20 protein-coding genes, 1 tRNA gene and 1 pseudogene are annotated in these 19,645 nt (G+C 49.1%); 13 read left to right on the forward strand and 9 right to left on the reverse strand.

Going from position 1 to position 19,645, the window contains the following annotated elements:
- Window positions 1–168 precede the first annotated feature (168 nt).
- On the reverse strand, window positions 169–513 hold the full coding sequence (locus tag I2D83_RS17560; protein ID WP_194431693.1) for a YggL family protein: 345 nt from the start codon (window positions 511–513) through the stop codon (window positions 169–171).
- A 1-nt stretch (window position 514) separates the two neighbouring features.
- Window positions 515–1,234 (reverse strand): tRNA (guanosine(46)-N7)-methyltransferase TrmB, encoded by a 720-nt coding sequence (gene trmB / locus I2D83_RS17565; RefSeq protein ID WP_012773573.1) that lies wholly within the window; start codon window positions 1,232–1,234, stop codon window positions 515–517.
- A 165-nt stretch (window positions 1,235–1,399) separates the two neighbouring features.
- Here trmB and mutY point away from each other — a divergent pair, with 165 nt between their 5' ends.
- The 4 genes from mutY to I2D83_RS17585 all read left to right on the forward strand — a co-directional run bounded on the left by mutY (window position 1,400) and on the right by I2D83_RS17585 (window position 4,924).
- On the forward strand, window positions 1,400–2,506 hold the full coding sequence (gene mutY, locus I2D83_RS17570) for an A/G-specific adenine glycosylase (protein ID WP_181845469.1): 1,107 nt from the start codon (window positions 1,400–1,402) through the stop codon (window positions 2,504–2,506).
- Window positions 2,503–2,775 carry an oxidative damage protection protein gene (locus I2D83_RS17575; RefSeq protein WP_005975842.1) on the forward strand — a complete coding sequence of 91 codons (273 nt, stop codon included), beginning with the start codon at window positions 2,503–2,505 and terminating at the stop codon, window positions 2,773–2,775. Before mutY ends, I2D83_RS17575 begins: the two co-directional genes overlap by 4 nt.
- 52 nt (window positions 2,776–2,827) lie before the next feature.
- Window positions 2,828–3,901 (forward strand): membrane-bound lytic murein transglycosylase MltC, encoded by a 1,074-nt coding sequence (gene mltC, locus I2D83_RS17580; RefSeq protein WP_043881719.1) that lies wholly within the window; start codon window positions 2,828–2,830, stop codon window positions 3,899–3,901.
- 612 nt (window positions 3,902–4,513) lie between these two features.
- The gene (locus I2D83_RS17585) at window positions 4,514–4,924 is read left to right on the forward strand and encodes a DUF2628 domain-containing protein (RefSeq protein ID WP_205947004.1); all 411 of its coding nucleotides are present in this window, start codon (window positions 4,514–4,516) and stop codon (window positions 4,922–4,924) included.
- A 122-nt stretch (window positions 4,925–5,046) separates the two neighbouring features.
- Here I2D83_RS17585 and I2D83_RS17590 read toward each other — a convergent pair whose 3' ends face one another.
- Both I2D83_RS17590 and I2D83_RS17595 read right to left on the reverse strand, forming a co-directional pair.
- Complete coding sequence (locus I2D83_RS17590; RefSeq protein ID WP_181845472.1) at window positions 5,047–5,880, reverse strand: phosphoenolpyruvate hydrolase family protein; 834 nt, start codon at window positions 5,878–5,880, stop codon at window positions 5,047–5,049.
- 13 nt (window positions 5,881–5,893) lie between these two features.
- On the reverse strand, window positions 5,894–7,117 hold the full coding sequence (locus I2D83_RS17595) for a Tm-1-like ATP-binding domain-containing protein (RefSeq protein WP_205947005.1): 1,224 nt from the start codon (window positions 7,115–7,117) through the stop codon (window positions 5,894–5,896).
- 288 nt (window positions 7,118–7,405) lie between these two features.
- Here I2D83_RS17595 and I2D83_RS17600 point away from each other — a divergent pair, with 288 nt between their 5' ends.
- The 3 genes from I2D83_RS17600 (at window position 7,406) to ansP (ending at window position 10,620) form a co-directional block, all read left to right on the forward strand.
- The gene (locus I2D83_RS17600) at window positions 7,406–8,035 is read left to right on the forward strand and encodes a TetR/AcrR family transcriptional regulator (protein ID WP_012773566.1); all 630 of its coding nucleotides are present in this window, start codon (window positions 7,406–7,408) and stop codon (window positions 8,033–8,035) included.
- Between the two features lie 78 nt (window positions 8,036–8,113).
- On the forward strand, window positions 8,114–8,854 hold the full coding sequence (locus tag I2D83_RS17605; RefSeq protein WP_205948214.1) for an SDR family oxidoreductase: 741 nt from the start codon (window positions 8,114–8,116) through the stop codon (window positions 8,852–8,854).
- 314 nt (window positions 8,855–9,168) lie between these two features.
- Complete coding sequence (gene ansP / locus I2D83_RS17610) at window positions 9,169–10,620, forward strand: L-asparagine permease (protein WP_205947006.1); 1,452 nt, start codon at window positions 9,169–9,171, stop codon at window positions 10,618–10,620.
- Between the two features lie 291 nt (window positions 10,621–10,911).
- Here the strand turns inward: ansP and I2D83_RS17615 are convergent, their stop codons facing one another.
- Together I2D83_RS17615 and I2D83_RS22525 are read right to left on the reverse strand one after the other, a co-directional pair.
- On the reverse strand, window positions 10,912–13,065 hold the full coding sequence (locus I2D83_RS17615; RefSeq protein WP_205947007.1) for an ornithine decarboxylase: 2,154 nt from the start codon (window positions 13,063–13,065) through the stop codon (window positions 10,912–10,914).
- Window positions 13,066–13,296: 231 nt separating this feature from the next.
- Complete coding sequence (locus I2D83_RS22525) at window positions 13,297–13,428, reverse strand: hypothetical protein (protein ID WP_256553759.1); 132 nt, start codon at window positions 13,426–13,428, stop codon at window positions 13,297–13,299.
- A 440-nt stretch (window positions 13,429–13,868) separates the two neighbouring features.
- Here I2D83_RS22525 and I2D83_RS17620 point away from each other — a divergent pair.
- Window positions 13,869–13,944 (forward strand) — tRNA-Phe (locus I2D83_RS17620).
- Window positions 13,945–14,033: 89 nt separating this feature from the next.
- On the opposite strand, the gene I2D83_RS17625 is transcribed toward I2D83_RS17620, so the two are convergent.
- Window positions 14,034–14,276 (reverse strand): helix-turn-helix domain-containing protein, encoded by a 243-nt coding sequence (locus I2D83_RS17625; RefSeq protein WP_205947008.1) that lies wholly within the window; start codon window positions 14,274–14,276, stop codon window positions 14,034–14,036.
- Window positions 14,277–14,379: 103 nt separating this feature from the next.
- Here I2D83_RS17625 and I2D83_RS17630 point away from each other — a divergent pair, with 103 nt between their 5' ends.
- From I2D83_RS17630 to I2D83_RS22425, 4 genes are all read left to right on the forward strand, one after another.
- Window positions 14,380–14,634, forward strand: coding sequence for a helix-turn-helix domain-containing protein (locus I2D83_RS17630; protein ID WP_205947009.1), 255 nt, complete (start codon window positions 14,380–14,382; stop codon window positions 14,632–14,634).
- A gap of 85 nt (window positions 14,635–14,719) precedes the next feature.
- Complete coding sequence (locus I2D83_RS17635; RefSeq protein WP_205947010.1) at window positions 14,720–14,968, forward strand: helix-turn-helix domain-containing protein; 249 nt, start codon at window positions 14,720–14,722, stop codon at window positions 14,966–14,968.
- Between the two features lie 14 nt (window positions 14,969–14,982).
- Complete coding sequence (gene ccdA / locus I2D83_RS17640; protein WP_205947011.1) at window positions 14,983–15,201, forward strand: type II toxin-antitoxin system antitoxin CcdA; 219 nt, start codon at window positions 14,983–14,985, stop codon at window positions 15,199–15,201.
- Between the two features lie 82 nt (window positions 15,202–15,283).
- The gene (locus I2D83_RS22425; RefSeq protein WP_241007237.1) at window positions 15,284–15,397 is read left to right on the forward strand and encodes a hypothetical protein; all 114 of its coding nucleotides are present in this window, start codon (window positions 15,284–15,286) and stop codon (window positions 15,395–15,397) included.
- Between the two features lie 11 nt (window positions 15,398–15,408).
- Here the strand turns inward: I2D83_RS22425 and I2D83_RS17650 are convergent.
- Window positions 15,409–16,520, reverse strand: a protein-coding gene (locus tag I2D83_RS17650) for an IS3 family transposase (protein ID WP_205946711.1) whose coding sequence is annotated in 2 segments (ribosomal slippage) — window positions 15,409–16,259 and window positions 16,259–16,520 — 1,113 coding nt in all. Because the reading frame shifts where the segments join, the coding sequence is not laid out codon by codon here.
- Window positions 16,521–16,596: 76 nt separating this feature from the next.
- On the opposite strand from I2D83_RS17650, the pseudogene I2D83_RS22600 reads away from it, so the two are divergent.
- A pseudogene (locus I2D83_RS22600) lies at window positions 16,597–16,707 on the forward strand (type II toxin-antitoxin system toxin CcdB); the annotation flags it as partial.
- Window positions 16,708–16,977: 270 nt separating this feature from the next.
- Here I2D83_RS22600 and I2D83_RS17655 read toward each other — a convergent pair.
- A complete protein-coding gene (locus tag I2D83_RS17655; RefSeq protein WP_205947012.1) occupies window positions 16,978–19,491 on the reverse strand; it encodes an HD domain-containing protein in 2,514 nt (837 codons plus the stop codon).
- Between the last annotated feature and the right edge of the window lie 154 nt (window positions 19,492–19,645).

The following is a 19,645-nucleotide window of genomic DNA, read 5'->3' on the forward strand; positions in this document are numbered from 1 at the left end:
TCCTGAAGAAAACAACGGCAGTGGCGGGAAAGCGGCAATGTGTCCTTTGATGAGGCGGGTAACGCCTGAGCCACAATCAGCTCAGGCATTTTTTGCCTGGATCAAAGCGTTGGCCTAAACCAAGGCTTTTCTGCTTTTACTTATTTTCTGCTTTTACTTAAGCAAAAATTACAGCAGGTTTTCTGGCAGATCCCACCAGATATCGAACAGATCGCTGACTTTCACAGCCGTCAGTTTCTGTTCTTCCAGCCAGCGGCTAACCAGTTGGCGGTGCTCTTCGGTACAGTGACCCAGTTTTTGCAGGCAGATGAGACCTTCCCAGTGCAGATAACCGCTGCCTTCAAATGCCAGCCCCTGTGGTTCAATCACTTCATCGACGAACTTATCCATCAGTTGATCGATGTCTTCTACGCTAGTGCCTTCAGGAAAGCGGAAGCTGACCGAAAAACCTAATTCCTGAAATTCATCAATGTGCAGTTTTTTACGTAAACGACGGCTACGAGCTTGTGCCATTTTATTTTATCCTCTCAAACATCAGATCCCATACGCCATGCCCCAAACGCTGGCCGCGCGCTTCAAATTTCGTCAGCGGTCGAGAATCCGGCCGCTCAACGTAGTCATTCTTATCGGAAAGGTTGCGGTACCCGGCGACAGACGTCATCACTTCGAGCATATGTTGCGCATAAGGTTCCCAATCTGTTGCCATATGGAACACACCGCCGACTTTCAGCTTACTCTGTACCAGTTCGACGAAAGGCACCTGAACGATGCGACGTTTATTATGACGGGCTTTGTGCCACGGATCGGGGAAGAAGAGTTGAACCATGGACAGTGAACCATCGGGGATCATCTTCATCAGCACTTCGATCGCATCGTGACACATCACGCGCAGATTGCTGATTCCCGCCTCCTGTGCGGAAGCGAGGCACGCCCCCACGCCCGGCAAGTGAACTTCAATACCGAGGAAATTCTGCTCAGGATGCTGTGCCGCCATCGTCACCAGCGAGGCGCCCATCCCAAAACCAATTTCCAGCACCACTGGCGCGTCACGACCAAATAGCGCGTTAAAATCTACCTGTTCGGTCTGATATTCCACGCCCATCACCGGCCAGTAGTTATCCAGCGCCAGCTGTTGCCCGTTGGTCAAACGTCCCTGACGGCGGACAAAACTGCGGATACGACGCATCGGGCGTCCGTTTTCATCAAATTCCGGTGAAATGACGTTGTTAATCATAAAGAGTGCTTACTTGCTGTCCGATTTCGTTAAGGAAACGCGCATTATGCAAGGATACCGTGGTTTAGCAAGCCCACCGCCTCGGAAAGTTCCGGTTTACAGCACATTCACTCTGTGCTGGAATCGCTGTCAAACTTTTTACCTGTCGGATAGTGACCCCATTTTATGATGCAAGCGCAACAGTTCGCCCATCAGGTGCTGGACTGGTATCAACGCTATGGCCGCAAAACCCTGCCGTGGCAGCTTGAGAAAACTCCCTATAAAGTATGGCTATCCGAAGTGATGTTGCAACAAACGCAGGTCACCACGGTTATTCCCTATTTCCAACGCTTTATGGAACGTTTTCCAAACGTGAGCGCGCTGGCGGCAGCACCGCTGGACGAAGTGCTCCACTTATGGACCGGACTGGGCTACTACGCCCGTGCGCGCAACCTGCACAAAGCGGCCCAGACCATCGTGTCACGTCACGGCGGCGAATTCCCCACTACATTTGATGAAGTCGCAGCGTTGCCGGGCGTCGGACGTTCCACCGCTGGCGCCGTGCTGTCACTCTCTCTCGGCCAGCATTACCCGATTCTCGACGGCAACGTGAAGCGCGTGCTGGCACGCTGTTATGCCGTTGACGGCTGGCCGGGCAAGAAAGAGGTCGAAAAGAAGCTGTGGGCGCGGAGTGAAGAGGTCACGCCAGCCGAGGGGGTCAGCCAGTTTAATCAGGCGATGATGGATCTCGGCGCAATGGTCTGTACCCGCAGCCGCCCCAAGTGCGAGCTGTGCCCACTCAACACCGGCTGCATGGCTTACGCCAACCACAGTTGGGCGCAATACCCCGGCAAGAAACCGAAGCAGACGCTGCCGGAGAAAACCGGCTGGTTCCTGTTGATGCAGCAAGGCTCTCAGGTCTGGCTGCAACAGCGCCCTGCCGTGGGCCTGTGGGGCGGGTTATTTTGCTTCCCGCAGTTCAGTGAACGTCGGGAATTGGAACTCTGGATGCAACAACGTGGTCTGAATCCTGATGGATTGCAACAGCTTGTCGCGTTCCGCCATACATTTAGCCATTTTCATCTGGATATCGTTCCGCTCTGGCTGGACGTATCGCAGAGCGATCGCTCACAAAACAGGTCCTGCATGGATGACGATGCGGGTCTCTGGTATAACTTAGCGCAGCCGCCGTCTGTCGGACTGGCCGCCCCGGTAGAACGCCTGCTGAGGGAGCTGGCTCACCCGCAGTCTACACATTTGAATGCCTGCGCAATTGATGAGGAAGAAGCATGAGCAGAACGATTTTTTGTACTTTTTTACAACGCGACGCCGAAGGGCAAGATTTCCAGCTTTATCCCGGCGATCTGGGCAAGCGCATCTATAACGAAATATCTAAAGAAGCCTGGGCGCAGTGGCAAACCAAGCAAACCATGCTGATCAACGAGAAAAAACTCAGCATGATGAATGTTGACGACCGTAAGCTGCTGGAACAGGAAATGATCAAATTCCTGTTTGAAGGGAAGGACGTACACATCGAAGGCTATACGCCTCCGAGCCACTGAGATGGCGGGCTTTCGAGCCCGCTTACGTCCCAATTCCGACACGGCTTGTTATATGAAGAAAATGTTAGCGCTGCTGGTCATTGCACCACTGCTGGTTTCCTGTTCGGGAAACAAAGGGAATACCAACGACGAAGAGTTTATCAAGGATACCAACGCCTTCGATATTTTGATGGGCCAGTTTGCCAACAACATCGAAAATATCTGGGGTATCAATGAAGTTCTGATCGCCGGCCCGAAAGACTACGTCAAATACACCGATCAATATCAGACGCGTAGCCACATCAACTTTGATGCAGGTTCAATCACGATTGAAACCATTTCGGCGACCAATTCCGTCGCCAGCCTGCGCCAGGCGATTATCACCACCCTGCTGATGGGCGATGACGCCAGTAACACCGATTTGTATTCCGACGCTAATGATATTCAGATCAGCCGCGAACCGCTGCTGTATGGCCAGGTGCTGGATAACACCGGACAGCCGATCCGCTGGGAAGGCCGTGCCGCCAGCTTCGCGGATTATCTACTCCAGAACCGTCTGCAAAAACGCACTTCCGGCCTGCACGTTATCTGGTCGGTCACGATGCAGCTTGTCCCTAACCATCTGGATAAGCGTGCACACAAATACCTGCCGCTGGTGCGAAAAGCCTCCGAGCGTTACGGCATTGAAGAGTCGCTGATTCTGGCGATTATGCAGACAGAATCGAGCTTCAACCCCTACGCCGTCAGCCGTTCCGATGCGCTGGGTCTGATGCAGGTGGTACAGCACAGTGCGGGACGCGACGTCTTCAAGATGAAAGGGAAATGGGGACAGCCGAGCCGTAGTTACCTGTTCGATCCAGAACAAAATATCGACGCGGGTACCGCCTACCTGTCGATTCTGAAGAACAGCTATCTGGCCGGTATTGAAAACCCGACGTCGAAACGCTACGCCGTCATCACCGCGTATAACGGTGGCGCAGGCAGCGTGTTGCGCGTCTTCTCCAGCGACCGGGATCGCGCCGTGGGCATTATCAACAGCATGTCACCAAGCGATGTCTACCAAACACTGACGACGAAACACCCGTCTGGTGAATCACGCCGCTACCTGTACAAAGTGAACACGGCGCAGAAAAATTATCGCCGCTAATTCACGCGCACCACAAAACGCCGCACTACCGGGTTTATTCCGGTAGTGCGGCTTCATTATTTTTCCTGATTTCTGCACGGCGAAAAATAGCACGTATAACAATGGTTTTCTTCCCTACGCGACCTAAAACGCTATTTAGTCCCTCTTTTTTCTACTTCCGTATCAACAGAGCAGGTCAATAGAAAAATCCAAACCGATAATAAACGCTCGATTAACGCCAATAAACATCCCTATTCCTTGCTATTACACGAAAAAAGCGAGTGAAAGTAGGCATTAAGCACAATATTAAATTTTACTTAATTCAATAAATCATTTCGTGTTAATTAAAAAAATAAGAATAATTAATTATGAAAATAAATTCATAGTAATGAGTAAAATTAACCGCATCATCGATTAGCTCTACTACCGATGTGATTAACGTAGCAAGAATGACAAAAAATTAGTACGCTATTAATAATAATTTTTAACTACCACGATGCGGTATAAAAAAAATCATTAAAGGAAAGCATCACAAAAAAACGCCATAGTGGCGATAAGGAAATCCAGCCAGTAAAATCGCTACCGAAATTATTTACAGTAATATTATTCACAATACTAAATAAGGGATCTGTTATGGAAAACACCGTAGGGAAGCAATACTCAAAAAAATGGCAAACCCGTTTCGCGTTTTATAATGAGTTTGGTGGGCCTAAGTCACCGGCCTTCAAGAATGGATTTAAAAATGCAACATTTGGCACCAAGATGCTGCTGAATTTCAACTTCATCGCGTTCTTCTTCAGTATCATTTATTTCTTTGTGCTGGGACTCTGGCGTAAGAATCTGACGCTATTTGGTATTTCAGTTGCCGTTGGTGCAGTTTTTGCGAGTATTGAGGTCTTTGGCAACATCCGACTTCCCGAATATACGGAAATAGCCGTCAGATACGGTCTCTGTTTGATGTGGGCATCAACGGCTAACTACGCCTACTATCTGAAAGAAACCCAGAACAGCAAAAGCTGGAACCCGTTTGAAGGCATGTTCTAATCTTCTTTCACATAAAATGCCGGCCAGCATGTGCTGGCCGTATTCCCTGATATTGGCGCAAAATTTACCAGTCGTTCTTCCCACTTCAGGAAGTCCATTAGGTATAGAACCAAAAAAGTCTATTAACGTTTAATTTTTTTAAATTGCTGTGTTGTAGCCGTTAACGCGGTTTCTGTCGGCAGCCGCTCCATTGAGCTAGCACCGTAAAAACCATCGCATTGCGGGCAGTGATCCATAATGAACTGTGCGTCCTGCGGTGTTGAAATCGGCCCGCCGTGGCACAGAACAATCACATCTTTACGTATCGCTTTCGCCTCATTCGCCCAGTGATTAATCAACGGAACGCAATCTGCAAGATTCAGCGCAGTTTCCGCCCCAATGTTGCCACCGGTGGTTAACCCCATGTGCGGCACAATAATGTCCGCCCCCGCTTTCGTCATCGCGACAGCGTCCTCCGCACTGAACACATAAGGTGTGGTCAGCATGTCTTTTTCATGTGCCAGACGAATCATGTCCACTTCCAGCCCATACCCCATGCCGGTTTCTTCCAGATTGGCGCGGAAATTACCGTCGATCAGCCCAACGGTTGGGAAGTTTTGCACGCCAGAGAAACCCAGCGCTTTCAGGTCATCCAGAAATTTATCAAACTGACAGAAAGGATCGGTTCCGTTCACACCCGCCAGCACTGGCGTATGTTTCACAACGGGCAGAACCTCTTTCGCCATATCCACGACAATCTCATTCGCGTTGCCGTAAGCTAACAGGCCAGCCAGAGAACCTCTCCCCGCCATGCGATAGCGCCCGGAGTTGTAGATCACAATCAGATCGATACCGCCCGCTTCTTCACATTTTGCAGACAGCCCCGTTCCCGCGCCGCCCCCGATAATCGGCTCGCGGCGGGCGATCATTTCACGGAATTTTGCCAGCAGTTCCTGACGATTCATGCCTGACTTCATACTTTTTCCCTTCTTATTTCACTAACGCCCGAAACGCATCGACAGCCGCATGGGCAAATAAAGGATCGTTAATATGGAAAGGCAGACGAATAATCTTTCGTCTTGCCGTTTGCTGCACGACGCTCTCCAGCGTGCTGATAAACGCGTCACGCGCTTCCGGATGCCAGAATGCCTGCTCCGGCGCATCCAGCGCAGAGAAGCCGCCTTCGGGGATCAGGAAGCGCACTTCGCCTTCACAGCGGTTAAGCTTCTCCCCAATCCAGCGCGCCATCGCGATATTCTCGTCTATTGTGGTACGCATCAGAGTGACCTGTGCGTTGTGGTTGTAGAACAGACGATGCGCGTATTTCTCCGGTACGCTGGCGGGGGCGCCAAAATTCACCATGTCCAGCGCCCCGCAGGATGCCACGTAAGGCACCTGCGTCTTGGCTATCGCGTCAAACCGTTCCGGCCCGCAGGCCAGCACGCCATCAAACAGTAAATCACACACTTCCGTCGTCGTGAGATCGAGCACGCCAGTGAGCAAATGGCTGTCCACCAGCTTTTCCATCGCTTTCCCGCCGCTGCCCGTCGCATGAAAAACCAGACAGTCAAACTCCGCTTCCAGCAATGCACTGGCTTCCTGAATGCACGGCGTCGTTACGCCAAACATGGTCAAGCCAATCGCGGGCTTATCTTCATGATGTTCCTGAATATGAAACTTCACAGCACCGGCGATCTGGTGCGCCGCGTTGCCAAGAATCTGACGAGAAATGCGGTTCAGACCCGCTACATCGGTAACGGAATACATCATGCTGATGTCGCTGGCACCGATGTAGCCGGAGATATCGCCGGAAGCCATCGTCGACACCATCAGTTTCGGCATGCCAATCGGTAATGCCTGCATCGCGGGCGTGATCAACGCCGTACCGCCGGAGCCGCCCAGCCCGATTACCCCGGCAATATCATCGCGGGACAACATAAAGTGCTCAAACGCAACGGCCATGGCACCAATTGCCTGACCTCTGTCATGGCAAAACAGGGCTGATGCGCCCTGTGGGTGGTACGATGCCACCGTTTCTGCGCTGATATCTATCGTCTCTGACACCCGAGCATCCGTTGACGGACGTGTCGTTGACAGATCGACCGTGACGGTTTTCAAGCCTGTCGCGGCAATCAGATCGCGAACGTAAATCTGTTCTTTCCCTTTAGTATCAGCTGTACTTGCAATATAAACGCTGCCAACTTTACTTCCCACTTGGTCTCCCTCCTACCATTAGTGAAACGATTAACAGATTGATATAAATAACAATTACAAGAAACCAAAAACAGATAAGATTAATTTGTCGCCATATTGAGACTTGAGTATCAGAAAGACAAATCATTAAACACCCAAATGAGACAAAAGTCTCAAAATGTTATGTACGGCATTACATTAACAGTAAGAAAGCTTGACGTGGCACAAGAATCACTCAATTTGCTATAGTTCTGGCGATAACGCCGTGCTGCCCGATAGCTTCCGGCCCGAAAATTCAATGAGGTCTATGTGATTGAACGGGATGAAAAACTGACATCAACACGGGCGAAAACCCGTCGTTTATTGATTGATACCGCTATGAATATGTTCGACCAAGGCATATTCCCCTCCATTACCGATGTTGCCGCTGCGGCTCAGCTTTCACGCGCGACGGCTTATCGTTATTTTCCGACGCAAAGTGCGTTAGTCTCCGCCGTGGTCGGCGAAAGCCTCGGCCCCATTCTGGCGTGGCACCCGACACAACCGCATGCCAGCGAACGCGTTGCCGAACTGCTGCATTTTGCTTACCCCAGGATGCTGGAACATGAAGGCGCGCTGCGTGCCGCTCTGCATCTGTCACTGCAACAATGGGCCGACCGTCGTTCTAATCGCCTCCATACAGATACGCTGACGCGTGGCAATCGTAAACGTCTGCTCAAGATTGCAACCGAACCGCTGGAAGGGAAAATCACGCCGGAAGCACAACAGCGGGTGATTTATGCCTTATCCCTCATTTACGGTTCCGAGGTTTTTCTGGTGCTGAAAGATATCTGGCATCTGGAAGAAGACAGTATTCAGGATGTGACGCAGTGGGTCGCCAAAGCCATTTTACGGCAGGCTGAAGAGGATGCCGCGCAGGCCGATTCACCCAAAACCTAATGAATACACTCACGCTGCATCCCGCCATGTGGCCGGATGCGCAGCAATGGAAGAACACACGTGCCAAGGGAACACATGATGCTGAAAGGTAGACGTGCGATTGTCACGGGCGGTGGCCGCGATTTTGGACAAGCAGTCTCCGTCTGGCTGGCTCGCGAAGGGGTAAAGGTCGATCTTTGCGCCCGCAAACTGGCCGATGCGCAGGCCAGCGTAGACATCATTCATCAGGAGGGCGGCACGGCTCGCGCCTATCAGTGCGATATCGCCAATCCTGATTCGGTCAGGGATTTTTCCGCACAACTGCTGGAAGACAGCGCGCCCGTCGATATTCTGGTGCTAAGCGCCGCACAATGGCTGGAAGGCGCGTTGGGGGAAGAAGACACCGATACGGATATCGTCAGCACCATCAACTCCGGCCTGACCGGATCTATCCTGCTCACCAAAGCGCTATTGCCGAGCTTACGCCGTTCACCAAGCGCCGATATTCTGGCGATGGTTTCGGTCTGCGGCCTACCGCAGTTCCACGATTCTATCGCTCACCCTGCGTTCTTTGCCGCCAAGCACGGCATGAGCGGTTTTAGCCAGAATCTGGCGCACCATGTCGCACAGGAAAACATTCGCGTGACAGGGTTTTATCCGCCAGATTTTGAAGTCACCGGCCTGGATGACTATCCAACTAGCGAGGAAAAAATGGGCGAGCACCTGCTGAATGCCCGCTCGATATGGGAAGCGATGCGTTTCGTGCTCATCCAGCCGCGCAGTTGCCATATCAACGCCATCCATTTTCAAGGACCAACGCGCGCGGATGTCGGCGCGTAAACTGTCGCTTTTTTGCTTTTCCCGTCCCGGTCTTGCTCGCCTAACCGGGGCGGTAATATTTCCCGTCTGATTCCCCGCCCCCCACACCATCACGCTCTGACACACTTTCCCTTTATCCATTTTTTGCCACAGCACACAGGAAAAGGTAGCATCGCTGCCGTTGTTTTCTGCCATGCGGCTTACCACGCGCAACGCCCCGAAGGGTGGCGGACATAAAAAATGTCGCAGGCGAAAACATAATTTCTTGAATTTGAAATAATAATAGTGAACGCGTCACCATAGGATGCGTGACAGACAGGAAAACACCGACATCAATGGCACAACATTCTTCCCCTCATAGCGAGCATCATGCCGCCGGGCAACGCCTCCACGAAAAGGGTTATCACCAAAGTATCGGCAACCGCCACGTACAGATGATCGCGATCGGCGGCTCTATCGGCACCGGGTTATTTCTTGGCGCGGGTGCGCGTCTGCAAATGGCTGGGCCCGCGCTGGCGCTGGTCTATCTGGTTTGCGGTATCTTCTCTTTTTTCATCCTACGTGCTCTGGGTGAGCTGATCGTTCATCGCCCCACCAGCGGTAGCTTCGTCTCGTATTCACGCGAGTTTCTGGGTGAAAAGGCCTCCTACGTGGCTGGCTGGATGTACTTCCTCAACTGGGCGATGACCGGGATTGTCGACATCACCGCCGTCGCGCTCTACATGCACTACTGGGGCACCTTTGCCGATGTCCCGCAGTGGCTGTTCGCGCTGGGTGCGTTATCCATCGTCACGCTGATGAACCTGATTGGCGTGAAGTGGTTTGCCGAAATGGAGTTCTGGTTCGCGCTAATTAAGGTTGCGGCCATCGCCATTTTTCTGGTGGTCGGTACGGTCTATCTTGGCACGGGCAGTCCGCTGGACGGCAACACACCCGGCCTGCACCTGATTACCGATAACGGCGGCCTGTTCCCACACGGTATTCTGCCCGCGCTGGTGCTGGTTCAGGGGGTGATATTTGCCTTTGCCGGCATCGAGATCATCGGGACAACCGCAGGCGAATGTAAAGACCCGGAGAAAGTGCTGCCGAAAGCGGTCAACAGCGTCATCTGGCGTATCGGCCTGTTCTACGTCGGTTCTGTCGCGCTGTTGGTCTGCCTGCTGCCGTGGAACGCTTATCAGGCAGGACAAAGCCCGTTCGTCACCTTCTTCAGCAAGCTGGGCGTGCCCTATATCGGCACGATCATGAATATCGTGGTGCTGTCCGCCGCGCTGTCCAGCCTGAACTCCGGCTTGTACTCGACGGGGCGCATCCTGCGCTCGCTGTCGCTGGGTGGCTCGGCACCCGCGTTCCTGTCGAAAATGAGCACGCAGTCTGTGCCCTATACCGGTATTTTGGTCACGGTCGGCATCCACATTATCGGTGTGGTGCTGAACTACGTGGTGCCATCGCAGGTGTTCGAGATCGTTCTGAATATCGCTTCGCTCGGCATTATCTGTTCCTGGGCGTTCATCATTCTGTGCCAAATGCAGCTGCGCAAAGCGATTCGTCAGGGGAAAGCCAAACCGGTGGCATTCAAAATGCCCGGTGCGCCCGTGACATCGTGGCTGACACTGGCTTTTCTGGTGAGCGTGTTGGGATTGATGGCGTTTGATTACCCGAACGGCACCTGGACGGTTGCGACGATTCCGGTATTGACGATCATGCTGATTATCGGCTGGCGCGGGCTGAAAAAGCAGCGTGAAGCCGTGGCGCTCTCCGACCAGCAGGAATCCAGTCTGCGTTAAGACAGAAAAAACTCAGGCTCGTTTCCGAGCCTGAGTTTGAGGTTACTGACAAAGTCCGTAGAGCGGTAGTAACGGATAGATCGTAAAGACGCTGTGAATACGTCCATGTACGCTCGGCTTGCGCAGATATGAATCTCATCCCTGAGATTCACCCTTTCAGGGCCGTCGCAAGCGACGTTCAAAAACGTTCCTGACGTTTTTGTCCCTGGCGCAAACGCTTTACTCTTCTATTCCGTTACTCCCGTTTTCATTCGGTAAATAGGCTTGTCAACGGTCTGAAGATAAATGTAATTACTGTTCTACTACGTAACCATACAGGCGCTTGCTGCCATCTTCTTCCGCGACGCTATAGACGCCCTGCAATTCTGGGGAGAAGCCCGGCAGCAGGTTAATGCCCGCTTCCAGCGCCAGAAAATAGCGTTGTACCGCCCCGCCCCAGGTTTCCCCCGGCACGACGCACAACACGCCCGGCGGATATGGCAATGCGCCTTCTGCTGCGATACGTCCTTCTGCTGCGTCGATAGGAATCAGCTCGATATTCCCGCGCACAAATTCCCTGTTGGCATCCTGTGGCAACATCACCACGGATGGAAACTCGGTTTTGCGGAACATCGCTTTTTGCAGATCTTTCACGTTGTGCTGAGCGTAAAAATCATGCATTTCCTGACACAGCCGACGCAGCCGGTAACCACGATAACGCTCTTTGTATTTCTGATACAGGCTGGGCAGCACTTCACTCAGCGGCGCATCACGGGCAATCAGCGTCTCGAAATGCACCAGCGCATTCACCAGCTCCTGCATTTTTGCAGCGTCTTCCGCTGGCGTTAGCAGGAACAGGATCGAGTTCATGTCGCATTTTTCCGGGATAATGCCGTGCTCGCGCAGGTAGTTAGCCAGGATCGTCGCCGGAATACCAAATTCGGTATAATCGCCGCTAATCGCATCAATACCCGGCGTGGTCAGCAGTAATTTGCAAGGATCGATAAAGTACTGGTCCTCGGCGTACCCTTCGAATGCGTGCCATTTCTCGCCCGGCTCAAAGTTGAAGAAGCGCACGTCCTGCGCGATCGTCTCCGTATCATGATCCTGCCAGAGCGCGCCACCCACCGTCACAGGCACGAACGGTTTTATGAGCGAACAGCGTGTCAGCAGCTGCTTACGCGCCTCAATGCCCAGCTTCACGCAGTCCATCCACATCCGACGCCCGCTTGCCCCTTCGTGCATTTTGGCATTGATATCCAATGCCGCGAACAGCGGGTAAAACGGACTGGTTGAGGCGTGCAGCATAAAGGCGTTATTCAGCTGTTTATGGTTGCAGAAACGGCGCTGGCCTTTGATGTGCGTATCTTTCTTGTGGATCTGCGAGGTCTGCGAGAAGCCCGCCTGCTGCTTATGCACCGACTGAGTGACAAAGATGCCCGGATCGTTCTCATTCAGATCCAGCAACAGCGGCGAGCACTGCTCCATCATCGGGATAAACTGCTCATAGCCGACCCAGGCGGAGTCAAACAGAATGTAGTCGCACAGGTGCCCGATGCTATCGACAACCTGACGCGCGTTATAAATGGTGCCGTCATAGGTGCCGAGCTGGATGACGGCCAGACGGAACGGACGCGGCTCGTTGGCACGCTCCGGCGCGACTTCCGCGATCAGCTTGCGCAGATAGGCTTCATCAAAACAATGCGCATCCACGCCGCCGATAAAGCCAAACGGATTGCGCACGGTTTCCAGATAGACTGGCGTCGCGCCCGCCTGAATCAGCGCACCATGATGGTTGGATTTATGGTTGTTGCGGTCAAACAGCACCAGATCGCCACGCGCCAGCAGCGCGTTCGTCACTACTTTGTTCGCAGAGGACGTGCCGTTCAACACGAAATAGGTTTTATCGGCGTTAAACACACGCGCAGCATGCTTCTGCGCCTTCTTCGCCGCCCCTTCGTGAATCAACAAATCGCCCAGTTTGACGTCCGCGTTACAGATATCAGAACGAAACACATTCTCACCGTAAAACTCAAAAAACTGACGCCCCGCCGGGTGCTTGCGGAAGAACTGACCGCCCTGATGCCCCGGACAGGCAAACGTCGTGTTTTTCATGTTGACGTATTTGGTCAGCGTATCGAAAAACGGTGGCAACAGGGTATCCTGATAGGCTTTCGCCGCTCGCTCCAGCACGTTGGCGTGCTCGCCGTCGTCATCAAGAACCAGCCATTCGCTGCCCGCAGGCAAAACATCCAGCTCTTTATCTTCGTCAGGCTCTTCGACAAACGCCGGGATACTAAAGCCAGTGTGCTGCAATATCGACAGAATGCCGCTACGGGCTTCCTCAATCGAAACCACGACCGCCGCCACATCGGTGAAGTCGGTCTGACTCAACGCGACAATCTCGCGCGTTGTGATTAAACGGGTGGCAACCGCTGCATTCGCCGCAATTTTTAACTGTTTCATGTAACCAAACCCAAACGGTTAAGGGTAAGTGTACGTGCCTGGAAGACACCGTTCAGGGATAACAATCCCGACCAATCACAATGCCAATCAATAACGACAAGCGTATGATCCCTACAGGTCAACTGTAGGCCAAGAATGGAAAAACTGGAGCCAGCACCATCCGATAGACATCAGTAAAAGCAGAGGCGTACTCTATTTTTACTCATGCCTAACAGTGAGCGAACGAACGCCTCACCGCATGGTGAAGGAGGATAATCGACAGGAAGAAAAGTAAACCGCGCAGCGGTGGAAAGAAGAAACACGCAGTGACGTCATCAGCGAGCTGGCGCGAGCGTTTTGCACCATGAGCAATGAATCTGACATATCGGCGATCCTCTTTAGCTATACGCTAACTACGCTTAAAGGGGCGTTCAGGTGAACGAGACGTTAAAAAACCGCGCAATAGTGGCATTATTCTTCATCAAATTCAACAATCCAGCCCGCACTCAACGCGGTAAAAAGTGCAACGAAACATGCCGAGCGTATACGGGAAGACGCATGAGTGCGCTATACCCTAAATAATTCGAGTTTCAGGCAGGCGGCAAGGGAAGGAGTCCCGATGAGCTTACTCAGGTAAGTGATTCGGGTGACTGAGCGAAGCCAACGCACATGCAACTTGAAGTATGACGGGTATAAGCGTGCTGAAAGGATCGCCAGAAACTGGCTAGCAAATAATACAATTGCCTGAAAATAGCGCAGGCGCTCCGCTTTGTGACAGAAACCCGTTGACGCCACGCGGCCAATACGGTTTAATGCGCCCCGTTGCCCGGATAGCTCAGTCGGTAGAGCAGAGGATTGAAAATCCTCGTGTCCTTGGTTCGATTCCGAGTCCGGGCACCACTAATTCTTAACCCTCGCCTTTGGCGGGGGTTTTTCGTTTCTAGCGCGTGGACTCTCCATCGAACACCGTTCGATTCTCTACGAAAGCGCTATCCCGCCTCCCCTTCCCCATGATTCGGGCTCATACTCCGATAGCGTGACGGCCAGATCTCCTCAGGCCGCTTTCCCAATGCACAGGCAATTAACCTTTCACCTTTGGGCCAATGTCTTGTTAGTGCGTTAGCAAGTGTTGAAGACGCTAATCCAGATGCTCTTGATACCGCGGCCAACGTTGTTCCTTTCTTCCTTAAGCCAGCAATAATGTCTGCCGGATGCCAATCGTAATTATCCATTTATCGACCTCTCCCTGTGATGAATTGCGCCAATTATCCCATTTTGGGATAAAAAAGGAAATGATTGATATTCGATTTTGGGATATCTATCAAGGTCACCAAAATGGCATCGATTTATTCAAATGAATATCAATCAGTTATAAAAACACTGCGAGAGGCCAGAATCGAAAAAGGCATGACCCAAGAAAATTTGGCGAACGCTTTAGGTCGACCTCAGTCTTTTGTAGCCAAAATCGAGAATGGGGAACGTAGGCTGGATGTTGTTGAATTTGTCCACATCGCTCACCTGCTATCTGTAGACGCTTCCACTATTTTAGAAAAAATAGCGAATAAAATACAGAAAGATAGCATTAAGTAATCAATACAAAAAAACCACTTATCCCGTTTTGGGATAAAGCAGTGAGCGACTGATATTTGATCCCAAATTTTATGGGGTTGAATCGATGGCTTCTGTTTACTCTGATGAATATCAGATCGTTATCAAGGCATTACGTGAAGCACGCATTGTCAAAGGGATCACACAGGTAAACCTGGCGCTAGCGCTGGATCGTCCTCAGTCGTTTATCGCCAAGGTTGAGAACGGGGAAAGAAGGTTAGACATCGTAGAATTTATTCACATCGCCCGTTTACTTTCTCTAGACCCCGCCAGCATTATTGCTAAGATCCCTGCAAAATATAAAGCGCTTGGTTAAAGAGGAACACGGCAATGAAACGCCGGATTAGCATTGCCGTGGACAAAGATGACTATCAGATTCTGAGTGCTGCCGGAGTTAATATTTCCGAGCTGGTGAATGACGCCCTTGGCAAAGAAGCCCGCCGCATAAAGACTGAGGCGTGGAAGAAGGAAAACCGTGAAGGGATGGAAAACGTCGCCCAATTTATCGCAAAGAATGGTTCTTTTGCGGATGAAAACAGGAACTGGTGATCGTGTAATTCGTTGTTTATGAATACAAACGAGCCAGCAAGTAAAAAAGCAGAGTGATATTGTCGACACACCAAAGCGGCACATGGTCATTCCACTTATCGAATCGCATCATCTGTCTGAGAAAGTGAATAAGACGTTGTTCCGTCTGATCCGCATCGATGGCGAAGATTATCGGCTGATGGCCACGGAGCTGTAAGCACACCCGTTTTAGTTCCACGCACTTTTTGAGATTTCCGGGTTTTCAGCCATCAGACGGTACTCTTCCGGCGTCAGGTTATTCAGGGATTCATGGGGCCGCTCACCGTTATATTCAGCCAGCCAGCGCTCTGTAATTTCCCGTGCTTCATTCAGTGTTCTGAACAGATAAAAATCCAGTATTTCGGTCCGGTACGTCCGGTTAAAGCGTTCGATAAATGCGTTTTGCGTCGGTTTACCCGGCTTGATAAAGTCCAGCATCACGCCATGCTCTTCGGCCCATTGAGCCAGCGCCAGCGATATAAGTTCTGGCCCATTATCCATCCTCATCTTCAGCGGATATCCACGGTTTGCCACGATCCTATCCAGTACCCGGACAACACGCTGGGCCGGGATATTCAGGTCAATTTCAATGGCCAGGGCTTCCCGGTTAAAATCATCCACCACATTGAAGGTTCTGAAGCGTCTGCCGCAGACCAGCGCGTCGTGCATAAAATCGATGGACCAGCTCTGGTTCAGCGCCTCTGGGGTCGCCAGTGGAGCCGGATTACGCACCGGCAGACGTTGCTTTCCTTTGCGACGAAAATTCAGTTTCAGAAGACAGTAAATTCGGTGAACACGCTTGTGATTCCAGGTATTCCCCTGCCTGCGCAATACCTGAAAAAGCTTCTTAAATCCGTATCGTGGATAGCGTTCAGCCATCACTAGCAGCCCCTGGATCACCGATTCATCACGCCGGGTATCTGGCTGGTATAAAAACACCGTCCTGCTCAACGATAACGTCCTGCATGCCTGACGTATGCTCATCGCAAACTGCGAGGTCAGATAACTGACGAGCTCACGTTTTATCGCTGGTTTTAAAGCTTTTTTTCAATAACATCTTTTAGCGCCCGGCATTCCAGACTGAGGTCGGCAAACATCTGTTTGAGCCGCCGGTTCTCGTCTTCCAGATCTTTGATCTTTTTAATATCAGCCGCTTCCATCCCGCCGTATTTTGCTTTCCAGTTGTAATAGCTGGCTTCGGATATAGCGGCTTCGCGGCAGACATCTTTGACGGTTCGTCCGGCTTCGACGGACTTCAGAACGGCGATGATCTGGTGTTCAGTGAATCGGATCTTGCGCATAGCGATCTCCTCAGGGGACATAGTTAGTATGTCGGAAGATCTCTAAAAGTGAATGGTCCGCTTTACAGGGATACTTACAGAGCTATCGAGCGTACCTGTTAAAGTCATTGGTGAGGCTATCGTGGATCTTGGCGAGTATTCGGATGAGATTAAGTATGCTATTAATCTTATGTTTTGGGGGATTTGAAAAAGATTAAGAGTGTTCAAATTACATTTTATGCATAGCGATCTCAGCAAACTAGCATAATCAGTATATGACTGCTCTCTTACCTTTTTTCAGCACAACTTTCTTAGGAAACCATTTAAAACTGATACTGAGAGAGTTCTTTAAGCATGGCGGTAAGTTCATTAATTGTACTGACCTTATTAGATTAAGATCCTGCCCCGGGGAGCAGGACTTTATCACAGGCATGAAAAACTAACGATTTATTGTCCCTTTAAACGAATTTTTCGTCGTTTACTTTACCGATAAATTTTTAGATCTAATTATTAACCCATCGTTTATCCCTAATAATGATTTTCCTATATTCTTTGTAAGAGTAATGCTTGGGATGTAACCAGAATTAATGATTTCACGATATAAACAATCAAGAATACTATTATTATTTTCAGGTATTCCTTCTTTCATTTTAAGAGAAAGAAAATTTGAATTCTTTAAAGGTTTAATAAGAATTTGTCCAGAAAGTGAAGTTACCTGACTATGAGAATCGATGTGTTCCATAAAATCTGTTTTAACAAAGACTATATCTTCTCTTAAAGAAAGATCTGCCAAATCCTTAAATGATAATAGTCTATGTTCATTTTCTTGTACAACACAAACATATGCAATATCAATTGGATCCACTCCAAAATAACAAAGACCATGCGACAAAATACACTTATCTAGTGGCTGAATCCCTTCTTCCTCTAATATTTTTATTTGCTCTAAAGCCCAAGATTTCATGGCTTCATCAGATGCAGAATAGCCTTTACTTTCTCTTCTTGCTGATTGAGGTAAATAATTAATATATCCCATATAATGTTCTCCACTTCGATGATGAACACTAGTATTAAGGCCACCAACAGTGTTTAAACTTAAAAAATCCTGCTCTGTAGTTAATGATACGGATATTGCTGCTAAGCCATGCAACTGATCATTATAAATAATTGGCCTTAGCCTGTGAATGTTCTTATTTATATAATCCTCAATATTTGAGGATTGATAATTTGAGAAAGATATCTTTTTTAGCCAATCACTGTAATCTTTTTCTTTTGTTATATCTTTGTGGATTTCTATAAAACTTGAATCATTTAATGAGAAAAAAACCGAAACATCAAGTGCGGCACATATGGATGAAATGTAGTCCCCAATAGACACTTCAATATTTTCAGCCCCTATCTGACTGCGTTTTATTAAAATTTTATCTGTGCCTGCTATTATATCTCTCTTTAAATTCAGTTTTATTTGGGTGGAAATATTGGAGTTAAAATCCTCGGGGGTTTCGTTTTTAAGAAGAGGTCGTAGGGATAGACCATTATTAAAATTTAACTGACGTACATCTGAAACCCCTCCATTCCATGGTCTACTAGAGACCCTAACTTTATCAGCCCCCATAAATACAGAATAAAATCCAATTCCAAATTGACCAATAGATTTAAATTTTGAGGAGCGGAGCCCAGGAAACTCAGTTTGTACTAAAGACGATGTCCAAAAACTTGTACCAAAATCTAACAATGGGCCAGTTAATACCCGCAAAGACATACCAATGCCATTGTCTTCAACATATAAAAAATAATCATCATTAGTGTTTTTCAATCGAATGGTTATCTCCCCCCCAAAATTATTATCGATCTCTCTTCTAGCATGTATAGAGTCTCGAGAGTTTTGTATAAGTTCTCTTATTATTACCTCAAATATATCACAACTCTCACCATATAATTTTTTACCACCAAGAGAACTTACAAGATTTTCCAAATTACTTACATGGATTTCAGCCATGCAAGGACTCCATCCCTCAGTTTGAACATATTTTGACATTAACTCTGGTGATTCAGTCCCTTTAACTCTTTTAACTTGGAACTGAGGTGTTTCAACTTGCCTTTCCTCAAGTAAAGCATTAGACGACCGAATCTCTTTTTCAATCATATTGATTGTGTCATATATAACCCACCAAGCTTCTGATTCTTTCTCCAAAAATTTACGTGTCGACGTAAATAATAGAGTGGACTTAGTACTGTCGGATTGATCTAAATCTACTGATGCCAATTTATTTTGAGCTTGCCAGTGAGTATATGAAATACCTCTTCTTTTAATTAATGCATGAAGAAAATCAGGGGCTCTTTCATTATCAATGTGAGCAGCATCCGCACAACGGACCATACAAGCAATTTTTATAGGGTCAATTCGCCAATCACGTGGAAAACCCGGTAATACATTAACCTGGTTAGGCAATTTATTCGCAACATCTTCAATTGGCCAATGATGACTTGCAGCAATTTGACCAATCAACTTTCCAAGATGTTTTCTAAGAGTATTGTTCTCTATTAGAAATAACTGGGCTTTCGTTTCTGGATCTATCCAGCTTTTTTCGGTTAACAACTCGGCTTGATGTGCATGGAGAGATCTCAATGCCGAAAAATCAGCAATACTCTCTGCTTCAGTAACATCAGAAACATCCTCAGAAATACTTGCATAAGAGTCTTTCCAAATAAGAGTTTGACGAACTCCTTCAATCCCATTGTCATAAGCTTCAAAGCATAAAGCTGAGTCATGTAATAATACCGCACCACCAAATACAAATGCCTCAAGAGGGTTGAGTGGATAGTTATCACCGCATATTAGATCTGCAACTTCCCATAAAGCATCTAAATGGCTTATGTCATGCTGAGTTAGTCCAGGTAAAACCGATGAAATTTTTGCAACTAAAATTGCAGCATTTTCTCTAAATTTAATAAAAGATGTTCTTAATTCATCACGTTTTTCTTTATACATATCATCGCTCACCTCTTCTAAGGTCCGGTGCCACAACTTTGTATATTTTATTCTTTCTATTGACAATGTCATATCCTCTTAGTTAAATCAATTAAGTTACAGTGCTGCACATGTGCTTATTTCTTTTATTCAATAGCAAACTCTAACTAAATAG

It is taken from the genome of Pectobacterium aroidearum (genome assembly GCF_015689195.1).
GTDB lineage: Bacteria > Pseudomonadota > Gammaproteobacteria > Enterobacterales > Enterobacteriaceae > Pectobacterium > Pectobacterium aroidearum.